At 65.2% G+C, this 21,048-nt stretch carries 24 protein-coding genes; 6 read left to right on the top strand and 18 right to left on the bottom strand.

The annotated features are described in order from the left end of the window. The coding region (locus tag BN2503_RS19225; protein WP_148639730.1) for a transposase at positions 1 to 265 on the bottom strand (265 nt) is incomplete at its 3' end. Between the two features lie 134 nt (positions 266 to 399). Here BN2503_RS19225 and BN2503_RS01640 point away from each other — a divergent pair. From BN2503_RS01640 to arsH, 6 genes are all read left to right on the top strand, one after another. Then, entirely contained in the window at positions 400 to 723 is a 324-nt protein-coding gene (locus tag BN2503_RS01640; RefSeq protein ID WP_054254891.1) for an ArsR/SmtB family transcription factor, read from the top strand. A gap of 75 nt (positions 724 to 798) precedes the next feature. Further along, on the top strand, positions 799 to 1,161 hold the full coding sequence (arsD, locus tag BN2503_RS01635) for an arsenite efflux transporter metallochaperone ArsD (protein WP_054254890.1): 363 nt from the start codon (positions 799 to 801) through the stop codon (positions 1,159 to 1,161). Between the two features lie 16 nt (positions 1,162 to 1,177). After that, the gene (gene arsA, locus BN2503_RS01630) at positions 1,178 to 2,947 is read left to right on the top strand and encodes an arsenical pump-driving ATPase (RefSeq protein ID WP_233494978.1); all 1,770 of its coding nucleotides are present in this window, start codon (positions 1,178 to 1,180) and stop codon (positions 2,945 to 2,947) included. 3 nt (positions 2,948 to 2,950) lie between these two features. Then, positions 2,951 to 3,964, top strand: coding sequence for an ACR3 family arsenite efflux transporter (arsB, locus tag BN2503_RS01625; protein WP_054254908.1), 1,014 nt, complete (start codon positions 2,951 to 2,953; stop codon positions 3,962 to 3,964). A 15-nt stretch (positions 3,965 to 3,979) separates the two neighbouring features. Continuing rightward, positions 3,980 to 4,402, top strand: coding sequence for an arsenate reductase (glutaredoxin) (gene arsC, locus BN2503_RS01620; RefSeq protein ID WP_054254888.1), 423 nt, complete (start codon positions 3,980 to 3,982; stop codon positions 4,400 to 4,402). Then, a complete protein-coding gene (gene arsH, locus BN2503_RS01615; protein ID WP_054254887.1) occupies positions 4,380 to 5,129 on the top strand; it encodes an arsenical resistance protein ArsH in 750 nt (249 codons plus the stop codon). Before arsC ends, arsH begins: the two co-directional genes overlap by 23 nt. Before the next feature lie 136 nt (positions 5,130 to 5,265). Here the strand turns inward: arsH and ureG are convergent, their stop codons facing one another. The 17 genes from ureG to urtA all read right to left on the bottom strand — a co-directional run bounded on the left by ureG (position 5,266) and on the right by urtA (position 21,018). Beyond that, positions 5,266 to 5,943 carry an urease accessory protein UreG gene (gene ureG, locus BN2503_RS01610; RefSeq protein WP_054254886.1) on the bottom strand — a complete coding sequence of 226 codons (678 nt, stop codon included), beginning with the start codon at positions 5,941 to 5,943 and terminating at the stop codon, positions 5,266 to 5,268. A gap of 50 nt (positions 5,944 to 5,993) precedes the next feature. After that, positions 5,994 to 6,704, bottom strand: coding sequence for an urease accessory protein UreF (locus BN2503_RS01605; RefSeq protein WP_054254885.1), 711 nt, complete (start codon positions 6,702 to 6,704; stop codon positions 5,994 to 5,996). A gap of 23 nt (positions 6,705 to 6,727) precedes the next feature. Further along, positions 6,728 to 7,264: an urease accessory protein UreE gene (gene ureE, locus BN2503_RS01600; protein ID WP_054254884.1), complete on the bottom strand. Its 537-nt coding sequence runs from the start codon at positions 7,262 to 7,264 to the stop codon at positions 6,728 to 6,730. A gap of 2 nt (positions 7,265 to 7,266) precedes the next feature. Then, on the bottom strand, positions 7,267 to 8,985 hold the full coding sequence (gene ureC / locus BN2503_RS01595; RefSeq protein ID WP_054254883.1) for an urease subunit alpha: 1,719 nt from the start codon (positions 8,983 to 8,985) through the stop codon (positions 7,267 to 7,269). Positions 8,986 to 9,052: 67 nt separating this feature from the next. Next, a complete protein-coding gene (locus BN2503_RS01590) occupies positions 9,053 to 9,388 on the bottom strand; it encodes an urease subunit beta (RefSeq protein ID WP_054254882.1) in 336 nt (111 codons plus the stop codon). 28 nt (positions 9,389 to 9,416) lie between these two features. Further along, positions 9,417 to 10,031 carry a HupE/UreJ family protein gene (locus BN2503_RS01585; protein WP_054254881.1) on the bottom strand — a complete coding sequence of 205 codons (615 nt, stop codon included), beginning with the start codon at positions 10,029 to 10,031 and terminating at the stop codon, positions 9,417 to 9,419. A 46-nt stretch (positions 10,032 to 10,077) separates the two neighbouring features. Then, positions 10,078 to 10,380 (bottom strand): urease subunit gamma, encoded by a 303-nt coding sequence (locus tag BN2503_RS01580; RefSeq protein WP_054254907.1) that lies wholly within the window; start codon positions 10,378 to 10,380, stop codon positions 10,078 to 10,080. A 231-nt stretch (positions 10,381 to 10,611) separates the two neighbouring features. Further along, complete coding sequence (locus BN2503_RS01575; RefSeq protein ID WP_233494977.1) at positions 10,612 to 12,291, bottom strand: nitric oxide reductase activation protein NorD; 1,680 nt, start codon at positions 12,289 to 12,291, stop codon at positions 10,612 to 10,614. Then, positions 12,275 to 13,099, bottom strand: coding sequence for a CbbQ/NirQ/NorQ/GpvN family protein (locus tag BN2503_RS01570; protein WP_082366462.1), 825 nt, complete (start codon positions 13,097 to 13,099; stop codon positions 12,275 to 12,277). The genes BN2503_RS01575 and BN2503_RS01570 overlap by 17 nt, the downstream gene beginning before the upstream one ends. A 60-nt stretch (positions 13,100 to 13,159) precedes the next feature. Beyond that, positions 13,160 to 14,206: an aliphatic amidase gene (locus BN2503_RS01565; RefSeq protein WP_054254879.1), complete on the bottom strand. Its 1,047-nt coding sequence runs from the start codon at positions 14,204 to 14,206 to the stop codon at positions 13,160 to 13,162. Positions 14,207 to 14,381: 175 nt separating this feature from the next. Then, positions 14,382 to 14,732: an FmdB family zinc ribbon protein gene (locus tag BN2503_RS01560; protein WP_054254878.1), complete on the bottom strand. Its 351-nt coding sequence runs from the start codon at positions 14,730 to 14,732 to the stop codon at positions 14,382 to 14,384. Positions 14,733 to 14,748: 16 nt separating this feature from the next. Next, positions 14,749 to 15,981, bottom strand: coding sequence for a formamidase (gene fmdA, locus BN2503_RS01555; RefSeq protein WP_054254877.1), 1,233 nt, complete (start codon positions 15,979 to 15,981; stop codon positions 14,749 to 14,751). Between the two features lie 51 nt (positions 15,982 to 16,032). After that, positions 16,033 to 16,722 (bottom strand): urea ABC transporter ATP-binding subunit UrtE, encoded by a 690-nt coding sequence (urtE, locus tag BN2503_RS01550; RefSeq protein ID WP_054254876.1) that lies wholly within the window; start codon positions 16,720 to 16,722, stop codon positions 16,033 to 16,035. Positions 16,723 to 16,741: 19 nt separating this feature from the next. Continuing rightward, positions 16,742 to 17,485 (bottom strand): urea ABC transporter ATP-binding protein UrtD, encoded by a 744-nt coding sequence (gene urtD / locus BN2503_RS01545; RefSeq protein ID WP_054254875.1) that lies wholly within the window; start codon positions 17,483 to 17,485, stop codon positions 16,742 to 16,744. A gap of 17 nt (positions 17,486 to 17,502) precedes the next feature. Then, complete coding sequence (gene urtC, locus BN2503_RS01540) at positions 17,503 to 18,708, bottom strand: urea ABC transporter permease subunit UrtC (RefSeq protein ID WP_074930081.1); 1,206 nt, start codon at positions 18,706 to 18,708, stop codon at positions 17,503 to 17,505. 27 nt (positions 18,709 to 18,735) lie between these two features. Then, the gene (urtB, locus tag BN2503_RS01535) at positions 18,736 to 19,650 is read right to left on the bottom strand and encodes an urea ABC transporter permease subunit UrtB (protein WP_054254874.1); all 915 of its coding nucleotides are present in this window, start codon (positions 19,648 to 19,650) and stop codon (positions 18,736 to 18,738) included. A gap of 90 nt (positions 19,651 to 19,740) precedes the next feature. Continuing rightward, complete coding sequence (gene urtA / locus BN2503_RS01530) at positions 19,741 to 21,018, bottom strand: urea ABC transporter substrate-binding protein (RefSeq protein WP_054254873.1); 1,278 nt, start codon at positions 21,016 to 21,018, stop codon at positions 19,741 to 19,743. Positions 21,019 to 21,048: the final 30 nt, after the last annotated feature.

Here is a 21,048-nt window from a genome sequence, read left to right as displayed (position 1 = left end):
CATCGGCACAGGGCTGCTGTGCGAGAACAGTCACGGGTAACAGCGTCGGGGTGCCCGATTGCCAATGACCCAGCTTCATCCAGTGACGCAGCAGATTGGCATTGACGCCGTTGCGCAGCGCCAGACCCGCGACCGATGCGCCCGGTCTGCTGGCCTGTTCGACCAGCCAAGCCTTGAAGGTTGAGAAATAGATGTGCTTGCCGTTGCGAAGGGTGCGCTCAACCTTCGGGCCGCTCCACTCAGGGGTATGTCCACTGTCTTGCATATGGACGCATGCTGACCTGCTCCCCTCGGCCCGGCAACAAGGGCCTTGAGGCCACGCTTACTCAACACCTCTGACTGTGGCAGAAGATTGATCTTTGCCTTGGGTTTTTACGATATTTCCACGATAATAAAAAAATGGAAGAAAAAGACGTTGTCAAAGCCTTGGCGGCCCTGGCCCAGCCGAGCCGACTCCGCGTGTTTCGAGCCCTTGTGGCCTGCGGCAAAGAGGGGGCGACACCTGGTGCATTGGTAGACACCTTGGAAGTGCCTGCAGCCACGTTGTCGTTTCACCTCAAAGAACTCCTCAACGCCGGCCTGGTGTCTCAGGAGCGCAGTGGTCGCAATCTGATCTACCGCGCAGAGTACGCGCGGATGAACGAGGTGCTTTCTTATCTCACAAGCAATTGCTGCCAGGGCGCGCCTTGCTTGGATGAGTCCGCCACCACGTGTGGATGCTGAACACCATTTCCCCATGAAGCACCGTCCCATCCTCTGGCATTCATCGTCCGTCATCCTCTTTCAAGGAGTTCCAGCATGACAAGCATTCAAATCTTCGATCCGGCCCTGTGTTGCAGCACCGGTGTGTGCGGCGTGGACGTGGACCAGAACCTCGTGACCTTCGCGGCCGATGTGGATTGGGCCCGACAGAACGGTGCGCGGATCGAGCGTTTCAATCTGTCTCAGCAGCCCATGGCGTTTGCCGAGAACGCCATCGTGAAAGGGCTGCTGGAGCGCACCGGTCAGACCGCGCTGCCTGTGACGCTGGTGGAGGGTCAGCTGGCACTGGCGGGCCGCTATCCCTCTCGGGACGAACTGAGCCGCTGGGCGGGACTTCAAGCGCCACCGGCGCAGCCCCAGGCAGCCGCATCGTGCTGTTCCGCCGGTCGTTGCTGCTGAATCGCAGGAGTTCATCGTGCGTTTTCTCCAGAACCCACCACGCTACCTGTTCTTCACCGGCAAAGGGGGCGTAGGCAAAACGTCCATCGCCTGCGCGTGCGCCGTCGAACTGGCGGACGCTGGCAAAAAAGTGCTGCTGGTCAGTACCGACCCTGCCTCCAATGTCGGGCAGGTGTTCGGCGTCACCATTGGCAACCACATCACCGCCATTGCCAGCGTGCCCAGGCTGTCTGCACTGGAAATCGATCCGCAAGGTGCCGCGCAGGCCTACCGCGACCGGATCGTTGGGCCCGTGCGGGGTGTGCTACCCGATGACGTGGTCAACGGCATCGAGGAGCAGCTCTCAGGCGCGTGCACGACGGAAATTGCTGCATTCGACGAGTTCACCGGCCTGCTGACCGATGCGCGCCTGACCGCAGGCTTTGACCACATCATCTTTGATACGGCCCCCACGGGCCACACCATTCGCCTGCTGCAACTGCCTGGGGCATGGAGCGGGTTTCTGGACGCGGGCAAGGGCGATGCGTCTTGCCTGGGGCCGCTGGCAGGTCTGGAAAAACAACGCACCCAATACAAGGCCGCCGTGCAGGCCTTGGCCGATCCGGGGCGCACGCGCCTGGTGCTGGTGGCGCGTGCCCAGGCCGCGACCTTGCGCGAGGCGAATCGCACCCACCAGGAGTTGGCCGCCATCGGCCTGTCACAGCAATATCTGGTGGTCAACGGCGTGCTGCCCGTGGAGGCCCTGCACGCCGATCCGCTGGCCGCAGCGATCCACCAGCGCGAAGCGTTGGCGCTGGCGAACATGTCCGATGCACTCCAGGCCTTGCCACAAGACCGTCTGGCGCTCAAACCCTTCAATCTGGTGGGGCTGGAAGCGCTGCGCCATTTGCTCAATGACACGCCGGTTGCTGCCAGCACGGCGCCCTCGGCGGTGCCGACACCACAGGCACCGAACCTGTCGCAGTTGGTGGACGACATCGCTGCCGACGGCCATGGCCTGGTCATGCTGATGGGCAAAGGTGGCGTCGGCAAAACCACCCTGGCCGCCGCCGTGGCGGTGGAGCTGGCGCACCGGGGCTTGCCGGTGCACCTGACCACGTCCGACCCGGCCGCGCATCTTGCGCAGACCTTGGACGGCACGCTGGACAACCTGACGGTCAGCCGGATTGACCCCCACGAAGTCACCGAACGGTATCGCGCGCATGTGCTGTCCACCAAAGGGGCGAAGCTGGACGCAGAAGGCCGGGCCATGCTCGAAGAAGACCTGCGCTCACCGTGCACCGAGGAGATTGCAGTGTTTCAGGCCTTCTCCCGCATCATCCGCGAGGCGGGCAAAAAGTTCGTGGTCATGGACACCGCCCCGACCGGGCACACCCTGCTGCTGCTCGACGCCACGGGGGCCTACCACCGCGACATCGTGCGCCAGATGGGGGATACCGGCGTCCACTTCACCACGCCCATGATGCAGCTGCAGGACCCCAAGCAAACCAAGGTCCTGATCGTCACATTGGCCGAGACCACGCCCGTCCTCGAAGCCGCCAATCTGCAGGCCGATCTGCGACGCGCGGGCATTGAGCCCTGGGCCTGGGTCATCAACAACAGCCTGGCCGCCTGCGCGCCTGCTGCACCGTTGTTGCGTCAACGCGCCCGCAATGAACTGCGGGAAATCGAAGCCGTCGCCACACAGCACGCCCAGCGCTATGCACTGGTGCCGCTGATGGAAAACGAACCGGTCGGTGTTCAGCGTCTGCTGGACTTGGCCGGCCACTGCCTCGCGAAGGTCTGAATGATGGGCGTTTTTGAGCGTTACCTGACCGTGTGGGTCGGGCTGGGAATTCTTGCGGGCGTCGGGCTCGGACTCGTCATGCCTGGCGTTTTCCAGGCCGTGGCCGCGCTGGAGATCGCGCAGGTGAACCTGGTGGTGGCCATCTTCATCTGGATCATGATCTATCCGATGATGATCCAGATCGACTGGCATGCGGTGAAGGATGTGGGCAAGAAGCCTCAGGGCCTGATGCTTACGCTGGTGGTCAACTGGCTGATCAAGCCTTTCACCATGGCAGCGCTGGGCGTGCTGTTCTTTCAGTACGTCTTTGCGGGCTGGGTCGATCCGCAAGCGGCCAGCGAGTACATCGCCGGCATGATTCTGCTGGGCGTGGCCCCCTGCACGGCAATGGTGTTTGTTTGGAGCCAGTTGGTCAAAGGCGATGCCAACTACACCCTGGTGCAGGTGTCGGTGAACGACCTGATCATGGTCGTCGCCTTTGCCCCGATTGCCGCGTTTCTGCTCGGCGTGACCAACGTGACCGTGCCCTGGGAAACGCTGCTGCTCTCGACCGTGCTGTATGTGGTGCTGCCCTTGCTGGCGGGCATGGCCACCCGGCAGCTGCTGGTGAAACAGTCGCCCACGGCATTGGGGCAGTTTGTGGCGCGCCTCAAGCCCTGGTCGGTGGTGGGCCTGATTGCCACCGTGGTACTGCTGTTCGGTTTTCAGGCGGGCACCATTGTCGAGAAGCCCGGTGTGATTGCACTCATCGCCGTGCCGCTGATCCTGCAGTCCTACGGCATCTTCTTCATCAGCTGGTGGGGCGCCCGCTGGTTCAAGCTACCGCACGACATCGCCGGCCCGGCCTGCCTGATCGGCACCTCCAACTTCTTCGAGCTGGCCGTGGCGGTGGCGATTTCGCTGTTCGGCTTGAATTCGGGGGCTGCGCTGGCCACCGTGGTCGGCGTGCTGGTAGAGGTGCCGGTGATGCTATCGCTGGTGGCCATCGTCAACGCCTGGAAACCCCGTACCGCCTGAACCGTGGAGCATCCCATGACCACCATCACCATCTATCACAACCCCGCCTGCGGCACCTCGCGCAACGTGCTGGCCCTCATCCGCAACAGCGGTGTGGAGCCCACCATCATTGAGTACCTCAAGAATCCGCCCACCACGCAGCAGATCCAGTCCTGGCTGAGCGCCATGGGCGCCACCGTGCGCCAAGTGCTGCGAGAAAAGGGCACGCCTTACGCCGAGCTGGACCTGGGCAACCCGAAATGGACAGATGAAGAATTGCTGGACTTCATCCAGCAGCACCCCATCCTGCTCAACCGCCCCTTCGTGATCACGCCGCTGGGTGTACGGCTGTGCCGTCCCTCCGAGGTCGTCCTCGATATCCTGCCGGATCCGCAGCAGGGGGCGTTCGCCAAGGAAGATGGCGAAATCGTCATCGATGCAAAGGGCTGCCGTGTCTAAGCCAGTGACCAGTCCCCTGGCCGACCTGCCGCAGGTGCAGGCTGAACATTTCCGTGTGCCCGACCCCTCGCAGTTGCAGCGTCCGCACGCAGCCCATCCGCCACGCATCCTGCTGCTGTACGGCTCCGTGCGCGCGCGCTCCTTCAGTCGTCTGCTGGTCGAGGAAGCGGCCCGGCTGCTGCAGGCCATGGGCGCGGAAACACGCATCTTCAACCCCAGTGGACTGCCTTTGCCCGACGACGCGCCGGACACCCACCCCAAGGTGCAGGAACTGCGTGAACTGACCCTCTGGTCCGAAGGCATGGTGTGGTGTTCACCCGAGCGCCACGGAGCCATGACCAGCATCATGAAAGCCCAGATCGACTGGATTCCCCTGGCGGCCGGTGCCGTTCGCCCCACCCAAGGCAAGACGCTGGCGGTGATGCAGGTCTGTGGCGGCTCGCAGTCCTTCAATGCGGTCAACCAGATGCGCGTGCTGGGGCGCTGGATGCGCATGGTCACCATTCCCAACCAGTCGTCCGTGGCCAAGGCCTTCCAGGAGTTTGACGACAACGACCGGATGAAGCCGTCGAGTTACCACGACCGGGTGGTCGACGTGATGGAGGAGCTGGTCAAGTTCACCTGGCTGACCCGCGATGTCTCGCCCTACCTCGTGGACCGCTACAGCGAACGCAAGGAAAGTGCCGAAGAACTCATGCGGCGGGTCAATCTGTCCAAGGCCGTTTGAGAGCCTGCTTGCGATCTTTTCATCGGGCACGAGGAAAAGAGCGGAAACAGGCGCTGGGCCAATATGCTGGCGGGGTGCCCCAGCCCCGTGATGGCGCGGATACCGCGCATCTGGCGCCCCGTGTCCGGCCTTCGGGCTAGCGGACGGGGCGTGCTGATTTTTGCAGCATGCCCCGGCTCTCGATGAACCGGACCACATCGGCCACGCCCGCCAGGGTCTTGAGGTTGGTCATCACAAAGGGCTTGAGGCCCTGGGCATGGGTGCGCATGCGCTCGGTGTCGGCCCGCATCACGTCGAGGTTGGCGCCGACGTGGGGCGCCAGGTCGGTCTTGTTGATGATGAACAGGTCGCTTTTGGTGATGCCGGGGCCGCCCTTGCGGGGGATTTTCTCGCCCGCGGCCACGTCGATGACGTAGATGGTGAGGTCGCTCAGCTCGGGGCTGAAGGTGGCGGCCAGGTTGTCGCCGCCGCTCTCGACGAAGACGATGTCGGCGTTGGGGAACTCGCCCAGCATGCGGTCGATGGCCTCCAGATTGATGGAGCAGTCTTCGCGGATGGCGGTGTGGGGGCAGCCGCCGGTCTCCACGCCCAGGATGCGCTCGGGCGGCAGGGCGCCGCTCACGGTGAGCAGGCGCTGGTCTTCCTTGGTGTAAATGTCGTTGGTGATGGCGATGAGGTCGTAGTCCTCGCGCATGGCTTTGCACAGCATTTCCAGCAGCGTGGTCTTGCCCGAGCCCACGGGGCCGCCGATGCCCACGCGCAGCGGGGGCAGGGGCTTGGTGCGGCGGGGGATGTGGTGCAGTGCGTTGGTCATGGTGTTTGTTACTATTAAATCAATAGCTGCTAGCGCTTGCTGGATAAGCGCTAGGAGCGAAAAAGCCTTGAATATTGCACCTCGTGCTGGCTGCTGAGGATGGCGAGCATGGGCGAGAAGGCCTGGCGCTCGCTGTCCGTCAGGCCGATGGCATGGTCGGCCGCGGCGGGGATGGCGTCGGCCAGGCGGGCCAGGATGCGCTGGCCCGCGCTTTGGCCCAGCTGCATGGACTTGAGGGCGGCCTGCACCATGTTCTCGGCCCAGCCGAAGGCGTAGGCCAGCAGCACATCGTGCACGCTGGCCTGCGTGGCGGATGCGGCCAGCGCAAAGGCCACCGGGTAGGTGGGCGGCAGGGCGGCCAGGTGGCGCACGGCGGGCATCAGGGTCTCGTCACCCTGGTGCTGGTTGCGCAGCCAGTCGGCCATGGAGCGGCCCATCTGCTCGGCTTGCAGGCGCAGTTCGCTGGTTTCGCGGGTGTGCAGCACCCAGTGGTTCAGCGCGGTCACCTGCGCGAAGTCGTTGCGCCGCCAGGCGCCCACGGCCTTGGCAATTAACGCCATATCGCCCCGGGCCTGGGTGATGTGCAACTGGTCGAGCAGCCATTCGGCCACGGCCGCCTCGCTGGCGATGCCGGCGTTTTCAATGGCGCTTTCGAGCCCTTCGGAATACGAAAAGCCCCCCACGGGCAGCGCGGGCGAGGCAAGCCAGATGAGCTGCAGCAGGCTGGCTGCAGGCAAGGGCGTGGGGTGGTCCGGTGGCATGGCGGGGGTGGCTTGTCAGCCCCTCAGTGGCTGTGCCCGTGGTCACCGTGGGCATGACCGTGGCCATGACCGTGGCTGTGTCCATGGTCATGCCCGCCGCCATGCCCTGCGGCATAGGCGCCGCCCTCGGGTTCAAAGGGCAGGTCTTGCGCTGTCACGATGAGGTGCATCGCACGCAGCATGTCGGCCAGCACATGGTCGGGTTCGATCTTGAGGTGGTCGCGCTGCAGCTCGATCGGCACGTGCCGGTTGCCCAGGTGGTAGGCCGCGCGCGTCAGGTCGAACGGGGTGCCGTGCTGGGGGCAGTGCGTGATGACCAGTACCGGCTGCGGCGCGGCCCGCACGCGCACCAGCGAGCCGTCTTCGGCCACCAGCACGTCACCGCCGCGCACCAGCGTGCCCCGGGGCAGAAAAATGCCCAGTGCGCGCCCGGTCGAGTCGGTGGCAGCGAAGCGGCTTTTCTGGCGCACGTCCCAGTCGAGTTCGACGGTGGCGGCGCGCTGGATCAGCACAGGGGCCAGGCCCTGGCCCCGGGGGATGAGTTTGGAGACCTGGATCATCGTCAGAACAGGAAATAGCGCTGCGCCATCGGCAGCACCGTGGCGGGTTCGCAGGTGAGCAACTGGCCGTCGGCGCGCACGGTGTAGGTCTGCGCGTCGATCTCCATGCGGGGCGTGTAGCTGTTGTGCACCATGTCGCGTTTGCGGATGCCCCGGATATTGCGCACCGCGCTCAAGGTTTTGCGCAAGCCAAAGCGCTCGCCAATGCCCGCCTGGAGCCCCGCTTGCGAGACGAAGGTGAGCGAGGTCTTGGCGATGGCGCCGCCAAACGCGCCGAACATGGGGCGGTAGTGCACGGGCTGGGGCGTGGGGATGGAGGCATTCGGGTCGCCCATGGCGGCCATGGCGATCAGGCCGCCCTTGAGGATGAGCGCGGGCTTCACGCCAAAGAAGGCGGGCTTCCAGACCACGATGTCGGCCCACTTGCCCACTTCGAGCGAGCCCACCTCGTGGCTGATGCCGTGGGCAATGGCGGGGTTGATGGTGTACTTGGCCACGTAGCGCTTGATGCGCGTGTTGTCGTTGCGGGCGCTGTCGCCTTGCAGGCTACCGCGCTGCACTTTCATCTTGTGCGCCGTCTGCCAGGTGCGCAGGATGACTTCGCCCACGCGGCCCATGGCCTGGCTGTCGCTGCTCATCATGCTGATGGCGCCCAGGTCGTGCAGGATGTCTTCGGCGGCAATCGTCTCTTTGCGGATGCGGCTTTCGGCAAAGGCCAGGTCTTCGGCAATGCTGGCGTCGAGGTGGTGGCACACCATGAGCATGTCCACATGCTCGTCCAGCGTGTTGTGCGTGTACGGCATGGTGGGGTTGGTGGACGATGGCAAAAAGTTGTCCTCGCCCACCACGCGCAGGATGTCGGGCGCGTGCCCGCCGCCCGCGCCTTCGGTGTGGAAGGCGCAGATACCGCGCCCGCCCACGGCGGCGATGGTGTTCTCCACAAACCCCGATTCATTGAGCGTGTCGGAGTGGATGGCGACTTGCGTGTCGGTGGCCTCGGCCACGTCCAGGCAGTTGCTGATGGCCGAGGGCGTGGTGCCCCAGTCTTCGTGCAGCTTGAGGCCAATGGCGCCCGCATTGATCTGCTCATGCAGCGCGTCGGGCAGGCTGGCATTGCCCTTGCCGAGAAAGCCCAGGTTCATGGGAAAGGCATCGGCCGCCTGCAGCATGCGCTCCATGTTGAACGGGCCGGACGTGCAGGTGGTGGCCAGCGTGCCGGTAGCGGGGCCGGTGCCGCCGCCCAGCATGGTGGTCACGCCGCTGGCCAGGGCCTCTTCCACCTGCTGCGGGCAGATGAAGTGGATGTGGCTGTCGATGCCGCCCGCAGTGGCGATGCTGCCCTCGCAGCTGATGACCTCGGTGCCCGGGCCGATGACGATGTCCACGCCCGGCTGCGTGTCGGGGTTGCCCGCCTTGCCGATGGCGGCGATGCGCCCGGCGCGCAGGCCGATGTCGGCCTTGAAGATGCCCGTGTGGTCCACCACCAGGGCGTTGGTCAGCACCGTGTCCACGGCGCCTTGTGCGTTGGTGCGCTGGCTTTGCGCCATGCCGTCGCGGATGGTCTTGCCGCCGCCAAACTTCACCTCTTCGCCATAGCTGCCAGCGCGCAGGGTGTGGTCGGCCTCGACTTCCAGGATGAGCTCGGTGTCGGCCAGGCGCAGCCGGTCGCCCACGGTGGGGCCGAACATTTCGGCGTAGGCGCGTCGTCCAATGGTTGCCATGGTGGGTGTGCTCCGCAAGAACTGATGACTATATTTTTGATAGCTGCTAGCGCTTATCCAGAAAGCGCTAGAGGCCAATTTGGCTTGAAACTTCGTTCTGCAGTGCGCCCTGGGTGAGGCCCTGGAAGCCGTACACCCGGCGCTCGCCGGCGTAGTCCACCAGCTCCACGGTGCGCTCCTGGCCGGGCTCAAAGCGCACGGCAGTGCCCGACGCAATGTTCAGCCGCATGCCGCGCGCGGCGGCGCGGTCAAAGCCCAGGGCCTTGTTGGTCTCGGCAAAGTGGTAGTGCGAGCCGACCTGGATCGGGCGGTCGCCGGTGTTGCGCACCACGAGGGTCAGCGTGCGGCGGCCGGTGTTGAGCGGGTGGTGGCCCGCATCGGTGAAGAGTTCGCCGGGGATCATTGCGTGCTCCTGGTAGCCGGTCGATGGTTCAGGCCATGTGCGCCAGCAGCGCGCCACCGAACGCGGCCACGCCCGCGCCCGTGGCCCGCGCCAGCCATGCGTGGCGCTGGCGCAGCGCCCAGCCTGCGGCCAGCCCCGCACCATGCAGCAGCACGGTGGCGGCCAGCATGCCCGCCAGGGTTTGCCAGGCGCTGTCGCTGCCTGCCAGCTCGACGCCGTGGGCCACGCCGTGGAACACGGCAAACACCCCCACGCCCAGCGCCGCCACCAGGCCCGGCACGCGCAGGCGCGACACCACGAGCAGCCCGGTGGCCAGCAGCGACGCGGCAATCATGGGCTCCACCGCAGGCAGTGCCATGCCCTGCAAGCCCAGCACGGCGCCCGCCAGCAGCATGGCGGCAAAGCCCACGGGGCCCCACAGCAGATCGCGCCCGGCGCTGCGCGCAGCCAGGGCGCTCCACAGGCCCACGGCCACCATGGCGGCCAGGTGATCCAGGCCCAGGAGCGGGTGGGCCAAGCCGCTGAGGAAGCTGTTGTGGATGTGGAATTCTGCGCCCGTATGGGCGCTGGCGCTTGTGCTGAGGGCGCTAGCAGCTATGAAAAGAAGAGCGGCCGTGTGGCGGTGTGAGAGGGCGATGCGCATGTGGGCTCCACAGAGAGAAGAGGGGGAATAGAAAGTAGAAGGGGGTTCAGACGATCGGCTGGTGCACGGTGACGAGCTTGGTGCCGTCGGGGAAGGTGGCCTCCACCTGGATGTCCGGGATCATCTCGGCGATGCCCTCCATCACGTCGGCACGGGTCAGCACGCTGCGGCCCTCGCTCATCAGCTGCGCCACGGTCTTGCCATCGCGCGCGCCCTCCATCACGGCGGCGCTGATCAGGGCCACCGCCTCGGGGTAGTTGAGCTTCAGCCCCCGGGCCTTGCGGCGCTCGGCCAGCAGGGCGGCGGTGAAAATCAGCAGCTTGTCTTTTTCGCGGGGAGTCAGTTCCATATCGCTTCGCTTCCACATCAGGCCGCGCGGCGGCCAAGGCAGGCCGAACGCGGGGGCGGTTCCATGGTGCTCGTTCATGCAATTGCCGTGCCGCCTTCTTGTGGCTGCCAGGGCGCCCACGGGATGGCGAGGCCGCGGGCACGCCCGTGCTTGGTGCGCACGCCAGCGCGCACCACAGTGGTGCTGCGCACCATGTTGGAGTGCAAGACGAGGTGGGTTAATGGCCGGGGCTCAGCGTGCTGCCAGTCGGTCGTAGAGTTCGCCCAACTGGCGCGGCAACTGGGCGGCGGTCTCGGCCACGCGGTAGTTACGCCAGCCGAAGATGCGGCGTACGTAGGCGTCAGCCCCGGGGTCGACCACCAGGCCCTGGCACTGCACGCCCAGGCGCCGCGCGGCCAGCACGGCGGCGCGGGCATCTTCGGTGAGGTAGCGGGCATCGAACACGTCGATGTCCGACGGTGCGCCGTCGGTGATGAGCACGATGGCGCGCGGGCCGGCGGGCTCGACCAGCAGGCAGCGCGTGGCATGGCGCAGCGCAGCGCCGATGCGGGTGGACCCGGCAGCGCGGGTGCCCAGGATGCGCTGCGTGTGCACCGCATCTAGCGGCGTGCCGAAGTCCAGCAGCCGCAGGTATTGCACCGCAGCGCGGGTGTTGGAGGCAAAGCCGTGGATGGCGATGCGGTCGTGCCCGGCCTGGGCGGCACGCGCCAGCAGCAGCGCTGCCTGCTGCTCGACGGCCAGCAAGGGCTGCGTGCTGCCGGCGGCAACGTCGCCGGTGGAGGCCGACAGGTCGAGCAACACCAGCACGCTGCAGCGCGGCGCCTCGATGCCGGGGCGCACGAACAGCCGCCCATCGGGTGCCAGCGCCAGGCGCCGTTCCACCTGCACATCGATGGCGGCGTCGAGATCGAGCTCTTCACCTTCCCACTGCCGGCGCAGGCGCTGGTTGCGGCTCAGACGGCGCCGGCTGCGCCAGGGCGTGGTGGGCTCGGGTGCGGGCGGCAAGCCGTGAAGTGTTGCGGCCGGGGGCACGACCTCGCGCACGGTGCACCAGTCGGTGCGTTCGCGCTGCAGGCGGTAGTCCCATTCCGGGTAGAGGTGGCAGATGCCCTCGTCGATGGGTTGTTCTTCGGCATCGGTCGGCGGAGTGTCGGCCGCTGACGCGTCGGCGGGCGGGGGTGGCGCGGCGGGTACCTGCAGCGCTTCGGTGGTGTCGTCGGCCGTGGCGCCGTACTGCCAAAGGTAGCTATGGTCGTCGCGGTAGGCGGCCGGCACCACGCACTGCTGCGGGTCTAGCCGCACGCGCATCTGGCCCAGGTCGTTGGCGAGGATGGAGGCCAGGCGCCGGAAGGCGGCGTGGTCCGCCAGACCGTGGTCATGGCGGGTGGCGGCAAACAGTGTGCGGCCCTTGTGCACCCAGTGGTTGCCGTCGGCATAGCTGTCGTCGAGCAGCGCGCGGCCCAGGCGGGCCAGCAGGCTGGGCACGTCCAGCCCGTGCGGGTCGTGCGCCGGCTGGGCCTGCAGGAACCAGCGGCGCACGCCGGGCAGGCGCTGCATCAACAGCGCTTCAACGCGCGCATCCTCGATCATTGACGCCACGGCCAGGCCCAGTGGCTTGAGCGTGCCCGCAGACTGGGCCTGTGACGAATACAGCAGGTGCGCCGCTGCGTGGGCAATGGCCGCGCGTGCCAGCGTGGCATCCTGCATGACCGCCGCCGGCAGCAGCAGGTGCGTCGTACTGAGCACGGCGCGCGGGGCCGCAGACGGCGATGGTGAGGCGCCGGCCAGTGTTTGCAGCGTGAGCGTGCGCCGGCTCAGACCACCGAGCAGCAGGCCCAGCGCGGCAAGGGTGGGGGTGTCAGCGTCGGCGCGGCACATCGCGGCACATCGCGGCTCAGGGGAAGTGGGCATCCACGAGCTGGCGCAACGCGGCCAGCAGGTCCGGGTCGTCGGTCAGCGCGCGCGTCAGTGTCATCTCGCAGCTGTCGCGCGGGGCCACGCCGTCGCGGATCAGGATGCCGGCATAGATGAGCATACGGGTGGAGATGCCTTCGTCCAGGCCCTGCTGGCGCAGCGCACGCGAGCCCTGCGCCACGCCGACCAGTTGCGCGGCCAGCGCGGCGTCGATACCAGCCTCGTGCGCCACGATCTCGGTTTCCACCGTCGCGTCGGGGTAGTCGAACTCCAGCGCCGCGAAGCGCTGGCGGGTGGACGGCTTCATGTCCTTGGCCGCGCTCTGGTAGCCCGGGTTGTAGGAGACCACAAGCTGGAAGTCTGGGTGGGCGTGCACCAGCTCGCCCTTGCGGTCCAGCGGCAGCATGCGGCGCGCGTCGGTCAGCGGGTGGATGACCACCGTGGTGTCCTGGCGCGCCTCCACCACCTCATCGAGGTAGCAGATCGCGCCATGGCGCGCCGCCAGCGTGAGCGGCCCGTCGTGCCAGCGCGTGCCGTCGGCGTCGAGCAGCCAGCGACCCACCAGGTCGGCCGCCGTCATGTCCTCGTTGCAGGCCAGTGTCACCAGCGGGCGGCCGAGCTTCCAGGCCATGTACTCCACGAAGCGTGTCTTGCCGCAGCCGGTCGGCCCCTTGAGGATGAGCGGCAGGCGGTGGGCGTAGGCGTGCTGGTACAGCGCCACCTCGCCACTGCATGGGCGGTAGTAGGGCGCTTCGGTGATGCGGTAAGCCGCGAGCGGATCGGAGACAGGGGCAGGAGCAGACACGGCGCAGCCTCGGGACAACAGGGGACATGCCGGCCCGGGCACCGGGCCGGCGGTGGTGGCTCAGCGGTGGCTGGGGGCCTCGTTCGGGATGCCGTCAATCGGGCACTCGGCCGTGCCGACGGTGGAGCGCGTGAACGACTCGACCTGCTTGCGTGTGCCTTCGGGGTCGCTGATCCACTTGCCGTAGAACTCATACGGGCAGGCGGCTACCCCCTTGGCGTCATCCCCGCTTTCGCCGGAATTGATCTTGCCGGTGTAGCCACGGTGCAGCAGCTTGAACAGGTGGTTCTCGCTCTGGCCGTTCTTGCGGAAGTCGCGGATCAGGCTCTTGGACAGCGCTGCGTACTGCACGCCCATTTCCTCTTCCCCGCATTCACCCAGCGTGCGGCCGTCGAAGCCGATGAGCGCGCTGTGGCCGAAGTAGCTGTAGACGCCATCCCAGCCGGTGGCGTTGGCCACGGCCACGTAGCTGTTGTTGGCCCAGGCCATGGCCTTGGCCATCAGCACCTGCTGGTCTTTGGCCGGGTACATGTAACCCTGGCAGCGCACGATGAGTTCGGCGCCCTTCATGGCGCAGTCGCGCCAGATCTCCGGGTAGTTGCCGTCGTCGCAGATGATGAGACTGACCTTCAGGCCCTTGGGGCCTTCGCTCACATAGGTGCAGTTGCCGGGGTACCAGCCTTCGATCGGCACCCAGGGCATGATCTTGCGGTACTTCTGCACGATCTCGCCCTGGTCGTTCATCAGGATGAGTGTGTTGTAGGGCGCCTTGTTCGGGTGCTCTTCATGGCGTTCACCGGTGAGCGAGAAAACGCCCCAGACCTTGGCCTTGCGGCAGGCCTCGGCAAAGATGGCGGTCTCCTCGCCCGGCACGGCGGCGGCGGTGTCGTACATCTCCTTGGCGTCGTACATGATGCCGTGGGTGCTGTACTCGGGGAAGATCACCAGGTCCATACCGGGCAGGCCCTGCTTCATGCCGACCACCATGTCGGCGATCTTGCGTGCATTGGCCAGCACTTCGGCCTTGGTGTGCAGGCGCGGCATCTTGTAGTTGACGACGGCAACGCCGACGGTGTCGTTGCTGCTGGAAATATCGCCGTGGATCATGTCTTTTCTCCTTCGGAGTGAGTGTTTCGTTTATTGGGTTGGTATGAGAGGCTGCTTTTCCCACCCCCTATCCCCCCCTCGCCCCTTTCCACCGCCGCGGGGCGGAAAGGGGCGGGGGGATAGGGAGGGGAAGAAGAGGCGCACATAAAGAAGCACGACAACAAAAGAAGAAACCTCAGTGACTGATCATCCAAGGCCGCTTGGAGGGAAAGGCCTTGGCGCCATTGGGCGCCGTCACCGTGGCCCCACGCTTGCCGCTGGTCGAGCAACAACCACACCCTGCCGGGTGCTTGAGCCGCCCGTACGAGCCATCGCGCGAGGAACGCGGGGCATGCGATGCCCGTTCGTTGGTCTCGTGCGCGCGGCGCGTCTCGCTGCTCAGGCAAGCCAGGCGTGGTGCAGCCACGAACACGCGCGTGGAGGCAGTGCCGCAGTCCGGGCAGCTGCAAGGCTCATCGCGCTGCGACAGGCTGCGCAGCGCCTCGAAGCCGCCGCAGTCCGGACAGGCGTAGTCATAGGTGGGCATGCAGGGCTCCTGGGGCTTACTTCTTGTCGGGCGAGATCGGCATCTGCACGCTGCCGTCGATGAACTTCACCGGGCCGGCGGCCGTGGGGTTGATGTCGAAGTCGAAGATCTCGGTCGGCAGCCACAGCGTGGCGCAGGCGTTGGGTACGTCCACCACACCGCTGATGTGGCCCTGCACCGGTGCTGTGCCGAGAATGGAGTAGGCCTGGGCGCCGCTGTAGCCGAACTTCTTCAGGTACTCGATGGCGTTCAGGCAGGCCTGGCGGTAGGCCACGGTCACATCCAGGTAGTGCTGCTTGCCTTGCTCGTCGACCGAGACACCTTCGAAGATCAGGTAGTCCTTGTAGTTGGGCGTGATCGGGCTGGGTTTGAAGATCGGGTTCTTGATGCCGTACTTGGCCACGCCGCCCTTGATGAGGTTGACGCGCATGTGGACCCAGCCAGCCATCTCGATAGCACCGCAGAAGGTGATCTCACCGTCGCCCTGGCTGAAGTGCAGGTCGCCCACGCTCAGGCCGCCGCCATCCACATAGACCGGGAAGAAGATGCGCGAGCCGCGCGACAGGTCCTTGATGTCGCAGTTGCCACCGTGCTCGCGAGGCGGCACGGTGCGGGCGCCTTCGGCGGCCACTCTGTTGGCAACATCCCCCTGGGCCTTGCCGCAGTGCGCGGTGGCCGCAAAGGGGGGGTTGGCCAGGCCGGGCACGCGGTCGGGGTCGGTGGCGATCAACTCGGCCTCGCGCTTGTTCCACTCGTCGAGCATCTTCTTGTCGGGCAGGCAGCCGATCAGGCCCGGGTGGATCAGGCCGGCGTATTCCACGCCCGGCACGTGGCGGCTCTTGGTGAACATGCCGTTGAAGTCCCAGATCGACTTCTGCGCCAGCGGGAAGTGGTCCGTCAGGAAGCCGCCGCCGTTCTGCTTGCTGAAGAAGCCGTTGAAGCCCCACTGGCTGTCGTCCCTGGCGCCGATGTCCAGCAGGTCCACCACCAGCAGGTCGCCAGGTTCTGCGCCCTGCACGCCCACCGGGCCTGAGAGGTAGTGCACGGTGGTGAGGTCGACGTCACGCACGTCGTCCGCACTGTCGTTGTTTTTGATGTAGCCGCCGGTCCAGTCGTAGGTCTCGAGGATGAAGTCGTCGCCTGGCTTGACCCACACGGCAATCGGGATGTCCGGGTGCCAGCGGTTGTGCACCAGCGGGTTGCTTGGGGCGGGTTGGGTCAGATCAACTTTGATGAGGGTGTCAGCCATGGTGATGCTCCTTGAGGACGAAAGAAAACGGATGGATCAGACGGATGGATTTCAGACAGAGAGATAGGACTTGATGCGATTGACGTCGGTCTGCTCGCGCAGCGTCTCGTGCACGAGGCGGCCGCCTTCGATGACGAACAGGCGGTCGGCCACGTCCATGGCAAAGGACAGCACCTGCTCGGACACAACGATGGTGATCTCGCGCAGCTTGCGGATCTCGTTAAGCGCCTTGGCGATGTCCTTGATGATGGAAGGCTGGATGCCTTCGGTGGGCTCGTCGAGCAGCAGTACCTTGGGGTCGGTCACCAAGGCGCGGGCAATCGCCAGCTGCTGCTGCTGCCCGCCCGAGAGGTTGCCGCCCTTGCGCCGGCGCATGTCCCACAGCACGGGGAACAGCGCGTAGATCTCGTCCGGGATCTGCTTGGTTCTGGAGTTCTCCAATCCGGTCTCGATGTTCTCCTCCACCGTGAGCGTGGGGAAGATCATGCGACCCTGAGGCACGTAGGCAATGCCCTTGGCGACGCGCTGGTAGCTTTCGTCTTTAGAGACGTCCTGGCCCGCGACTTCGATGCGACCGGACTTCAGCGGCAGCACACCCATGAGGCTTTTAAACAGCGTGGTCTTGCCCATGCCATTGCGGCCCATGATGGCAACCGTCTCGTTCTTGTGCCCTTCGAAGGAGATGCCGTGCAGCGCTTCGCTCTGGCCATAGGCCGTGTACATGTCGGTGACTTTGAGCATGGTGTGTTCTCCGGAGAAATCAGTGGCCCAGGTAGACGTCGATCACTTTGGGGTCAGCCTGCACCGCCTCCATGGAGCCCTCGGCGAGGATCTTTCCCTGGTGCATCACGGTGACCTTGTGCGCAATCTGCTTGACGAACTCCATGTCGTGCTCGATCACGATCACCGAGCGGCCTTTGCAGATGCGCTTGAGCAGCTCGGCTGTCAGCTCGCGCTCGCGGGCGCTCATCCCGGCAATGGGCTCGTCGAGCATCAGTAGCTCGGGCTCCTGCATCAGCAGCATCCCGATCTCCAGCCACTGCTTCTGACCATGCGAGAGCAGGCCAGATTCCATCTCCAGGGCGTCGGCCAGGCCGATCTCCTCGGCCACTACCTGCACGCGCGCCTTCACCTCGTCGGTGCGTTTGAAGGCGAGGGCGCCGAAGACCGAGCGACCGGCGGGGTAGGAAACCTCGAGGTTCTGGAAGACGGAGAGGTTCTCGTAGATCGAGGGTGTCTGGAACTTGCGGCCGATGCCGCGGCGCACGCGGATGTGCTCGTCGAGCCCGGTGAGTTCCTCGTTCCTGAATTTGATGCTGCCGCTGCTGGCCTTGGTCTTGCCACAGATCAGGTCCAGCAGCGTGGTCTTGCCCGCGCCGTTGGGGCCGATGATCACGCGCAGCTCGTTCTTGTCGATATAGAGGGTGAGGTTGTCGATGGCCTTGAAGCCGTCGAAGGAGACCGTCAGGTCTTCGATGGCCACGGCGAAGTCGGTGTTGCTCATGATGGACTCCTGGGATTTCAGGCGTTTTGACCCGTGGGGGTGGCATGCAGCGGACGCACAGTACTCGGCGCGTTGATGTCGTCAGTGGGGGTCGCCGGCGTGGCAGCATCGCGCGCTACGGCCGCGCGGATGGCCAGGCGCTCGGCCTGCTTGCGCGCCCACCAGGGTTTGACTTTTTTCTCCCACACGCCAGCCAGCCCGTCGGGGAAGGCCATGGTCACGCCGATGAACAGCCCGGCCATCAGGAACAGCCAGAGGTCGGGGAAGCTCTCGGAGAAGTAGGTCTTACCGAAGTTCACCAGCAGTGCGCCGTAGACCGCGCCCACCAGGCTCATGCGCCCACCCACTGCGGCGTAGATCACCATCTCGATCGAGGGAACGATGCCCACGAAAGACGGCGACATGAAGCCCACCTGCAGCGTGAACAGTGCCCCGCCAATGCCTGAGAGCGCTGCCGCCAGGCAAAACACGAAGACCTTGAACATGGCCACGTCGTAGCCCGAGAAGCGCACCCGGTCTTCCTTGTCGCGCATGGCCAGCAGCAGGGTGCCCAGCTTGCTCTTCTGCACCCAAAGGCACAGTGCGATGCTGCCCAGCAGCATCAGGGCGCAGACGTAGTAGAGGATGTACTTGGCGCTGTCGGTGCGGATGTCCCAGCCCAGCAGCGTCTTGAGGTCGGTCATACCGTTAACGCCGCCCGTGTAGCCCTGCTGGCCGATGATGAGCACCGTGAGGATCAGAGCTACCGCCTGGGTGATGATGGCGAAGTACACGCCACCTACGCGCCGCTTGAACATGGCATAACCGATGATGAAAGCCAGCAGCGTGGGAATGGCGACAACGGCAATCATCGCGAAGGGCAGGTGTTCGAAGGGCTGCCACCACAGGGGAAGCTCTGTGAGCTGGTTCCAGTCCATGAAGTCTGGAATACCGGGTGTGGACTGGATCTTGGTACTCTCGGGGTCGGAAGCCTCCAGCTTGAGGAACATGGCCATGGCATAGCCGCCCAGGCCGAAGAAGACCCCCTGGCCCAGGCTCAGCACGCCGCCATAGCCCCAGAGCATGACCAGACCGAGCGCCACGAAGGCGTAGGTCAGGTACTTGCCCACCAGGTTGAGACGGAAGATGTCGAAGGCGAGCGGGAAGAGGACCAGCAGCACGACGGCCAGGATGAGCACGCTGCTCAGCCCCTTGCTGTTGATCCATGCGGTGAACTTGTTCATGATGGGACTCCGAAGTTGGGGGCTGGATCAGCGGCGCACCTTGCTGGCGAACAGGCCCTGCGGGCGGATCATCAGAATCACGACGATCAACGACAGCGTGAGCACCTTGGCCATGGAGCCGCTGATGAAGAACTCGCTGATGGACTGCGTCTGCGCGATGCCGAAGGCGGATACCACGGTGCCCAGCAGGCTGGCGGCACCACCAAAAGTCACCACCAGGAAGGAATCGACGATGTAGAGCGAGCCGCTGGTCGGCCCCGTGGAGCCGATGGTGGTGAAGGCAGCCCCCGCCACACCAGCGATGCCGCAACCGATGGCGAAGGTCAGGCGGTCGGTCTTGCTGGTGTTGATGCCGATGGCGTTGGCCATGGTGCGGTTGCTCACCGTGGCGCGCACCCGAAGGCCCCAGCGGCTCTTGTAAAGGGCAAGTAGAACGCCGCAGGTGACCAGCAGCGTCAGGCCCAGCACAAACAGGCCGTTGATCGGAATGTCCAACCCCGGGGCCGGAGCCCAAGAGCCCATGAGCCATTCGGGCAGCGCAGGGCTGACTTCCTTGGGTCCGATGGCTGAACGGAACACCTGCTGGATGGCCAGGCTCAGGCCCCAGGTGGCCAGCAGCGTGTCCAGCGGGCGCTTGTAGAGAAAGCGGATCAGGCCCCACTCCACCAGCCAGCCGGCGATGAAGGCCAAGATGAAGGCCACACCGATGGACAGCGGGAAGTAGTGGGGCATAAAGCCGGGTGCGAACTTCTCTGTCAGCGTGGAAAAGAGAAAGACCGTGTAGGCGCCGATGGTCATGAACTCGCCGTGGGCCATGTTGATCACGCCCATCTGGCCGAAGATGATGGCCAGGCCCAGGCCCATGAGCAGCAGCACCGAGAACAGACTCAGTCCTGCGAAGCCCTGCATGAGGGCGATGTTGAGCATTTCCGAAAATTCCATGGCGTCACCTGTCTGTCTGAGAACAAGGGTGGCGGCCATCCGTTGCTGCAACCATGGCCGCCACCGGCACCCCCTCGCGGGGATTCCTGCTTACTGATAGCCCTTCGGGAACGGATCGGGCTCGATCAGGTTGGGCGATTCGGACACCACCTTGAAGGTGCCGTCCTTGTTGCCCAGGGCGATGCGCGATTTGCTCCACAGGTGGTGGTTCTGGTGCACCTTGACATAGCCTTCGGGTGCGGTTTTGAGCTCGATGCCTGGCGAGGCGGCCACCACCTTGTCAACGTCGAAACTGCCCGCCTTCTCGACGGCGGCTTTCCACAGCCAGGGACCCAGGTAGCCCGCCTGCGTGACGTCGCCGATGACGGCGTCCTTGCCGTACTTGGCCTTGAAGGCTTCGACGAACTTCTTGTTGTTCTCGTTGTCCAGGGTCTGGAAGTACTTCATCGAGCTGTAGAAGCCGGCGAAGTTTTCGCCGCCCACGCCCGTCATCTCATCTTCGGTGACCGACAGCGTCAGCAGGAACTGCTTGTCGCCAGTGATGCCGGCGGCCTTCAGCTGCTTGTAGAACGCCACGTTGGAGCCGCCCACCACGGCTGCGAAGATGCAGTCCGGCTTGGCAACCTTGATCTTGTTGATCAGTGAGTTGAAGTTGGTGTTGCCCAGCGGGTAGTACTCCTCGCCGACCACCTTGCCCAGTTTGGCCACGCTCTCGATGTGCTTGCGCGCGATCTTCATCGAGGTACGCGGCCAGATGTAGTCCGAGCCGACCAGGAAGAAGGTCTTGGCCTTCTTCTCCTTCGCGCCCCAGTCCAGACCGTAGATGATCTGCTGTGTGGCTTCCTGGCCGGTGTAGATCACGTTCTTGGACTGCTCCAGGCCTTCGTAGAAGGTGGGGTAGTACAGCAGGCCGTTTTCCTTCTCGAAGATCGGCAGCACGGCCTTGCGCGAGGCGCTGGTCCAGCAACCGAAGACCGCGGCCACATGGTCGTTGACCAGCAGCTTCTTCGACTTTTCGGCGAAGGTTGGCCAGTCGGAGGCGCCGTCTTCCTTGATGACGCGGATCTTGCGGCCCAGGATGCCACCCATGGCGTTAATCTGGTCAATGGCCAACTGCTCGGCCTGGATGGAACCGGTTTCAGAGATGGCCATGGTGCCGGAAGACGAGTGCAACTGGCCTACCACCACCTCGGTGTCGGTCACGGCGAGCTTGGTCGTGTTGACTTTGGCGGTGGGGAACTGCTGGGCCATGGCTATGCCGGGTAGACCGACCACGGACATGGCGCCCATGGCCTGCAGAAGGCGGCGGCGCTGAAGGTCGGCGGCAGCAGACGGGTGAAGCAGGGACGGATCGGTCTGGTCTTTCATGGGGCACTCCTGAAGAGAAGAGTTGGGAAC

It is taken from the genome of Paenacidovorax caeni (assembly GCF_001298675.1).
Taxonomy (GTDB): Bacteria; Pseudomonadota; Gammaproteobacteria; order Burkholderiales; family Burkholderiaceae_C; genus Paenacidovorax; species Paenacidovorax caeni.
The sequence above is the reverse complement of the archived record's forward strand: the minus strand, read 5'-3'. Positions and strand labels throughout refer to the sequence as shown.

What these genes read in the sequence shown, in the direction of transcription:
- BN2503_RS01640 (WP_054254891.1), top strand. Translation starts at nt 400, where the DNA reads ATGGAAGAAAAAGACGTTGTCAAAGCCTTGGCGGCCCTGGCCCAGCCG.
- arsD (WP_054254890.1), top strand. Translation starts at nt 799, where the DNA reads ATGACAAGCATTCAAATCTTCGATCCGGCCCTGTGTTGCAGCACCGGT.
- arsB (WP_054254908.1), top strand. Translation starts at nt 2,951, where the DNA reads ATGGGCGTTTTTGAGCGTTACCTGACCGTGTGGGTCGGGCTGGGAATT.
- arsC (WP_054254888.1), top strand. Translation starts at nt 3,980, where the DNA reads ATGACCACCATCACCATCTATCACAACCCCGCCTGCGGCACCTCGCGC.
- arsH (WP_054254887.1), top strand. Translation starts at nt 4,380, where the DNA reads ATGCAAAGGGCTGCCGTGTCTAAGCCAGTGACCAGTCCCCTGGCCGAC.
- ureG (WP_054254886.1), bottom strand. Translation starts at nt 5,943, where the DNA reads ATGACCAACGCACTGCACCACATCCCCCGCCGCACCAAGCCCCTGCCC.
- BN2503_RS01605 (WP_054254885.1), bottom strand. Translation starts at nt 6,704, where the DNA reads ATGCCACCGGACCACCCCACGCCCTTGCCTGCAGCCAGCCTGCTGCAG.
- ureE (WP_054254884.1), bottom strand. Translation starts at nt 7,264, where the DNA reads ATGATCCAGGTCTCCAAACTCATCCCCCGGGGCCAGGGCCTGGCCCCT.
- ureC (WP_054254883.1), bottom strand. Translation starts at nt 8,985, where the DNA reads ATGGCAACCATTGGACGACGCGCCTACGCCGAAATGTTCGGCCCCACC.
- BN2503_RS01590 (WP_054254882.1), bottom strand. Translation starts at nt 9,388, where the DNA reads ATGATCCCCGGCGAACTCTTCACCGATGCGGGCCACCACCCGCTCAAC.
- BN2503_RS01585 (WP_054254881.1), bottom strand. Translation starts at nt 10,031, where the DNA reads ATGCGCATCGCCCTCTCACACCGCCACACGGCCGCTCTTCTTTTCATA.
- BN2503_RS01580 (WP_054254907.1), bottom strand. Translation starts at nt 10,380, where the DNA reads ATGGAACTGACTCCCCGCGAAAAAGACAAGCTGCTGATTTTCACCGCC.
- BN2503_RS01575 (WP_233494977.1), bottom strand. Translation starts at nt 12,291, where the DNA reads ATGCCCACTTCCCCTGAGCCGCGATGTGCCGCGATGTGCCGCGCCGAC.
- BN2503_RS01565 (WP_054254879.1), bottom strand. Translation starts at nt 14,206, where the DNA reads ATGATCCACGGCGATATTTCCAGCAGCAACGACACCGTCGGCGTTGCC.
- BN2503_RS01560 (WP_054254878.1), bottom strand. Translation starts at nt 14,732, where the DNA reads ATGCCCACCTATGACTACGCCTGTCCGGACTGCGGCGGCTTCGAGGCG.
- fmdA (WP_054254877.1), bottom strand. Translation starts at nt 15,981, where the DNA reads ATGGCTGACACCCTCATCAAAGTTGATCTGACCCAACCCGCCCCAAGC.
- urtE (WP_054254876.1), bottom strand. Translation starts at nt 16,722, where the DNA reads ATGCTCAAAGTCACCGACATGTACACGGCCTATGGCCAGAGCGAAGCG.
- urtD (WP_054254875.1), bottom strand. Translation starts at nt 17,485, where the DNA reads ATGAGCAACACCGACTTCGCCGTGGCCATCGAAGACCTGACGGTCTCC.
- urtC (WP_074930081.1), bottom strand. Translation starts at nt 18,708, where the DNA reads ATGAACAAGTTCACCGCATGGATCAACAGCAAGGGGCTGAGCAGCGTG.
- urtB (WP_054254874.1), bottom strand. Translation starts at nt 19,650, where the DNA reads ATGGAATTTTCGGAAATGCTCAACATCGCCCTCATGCAGGGCTTCGCA.
- urtA (WP_054254873.1), bottom strand. Translation starts at nt 21,018, where the DNA reads ATGAAAGACCAGACCGATCCGTCCCTGCTTCACCCGTCTGCTGCCGCC.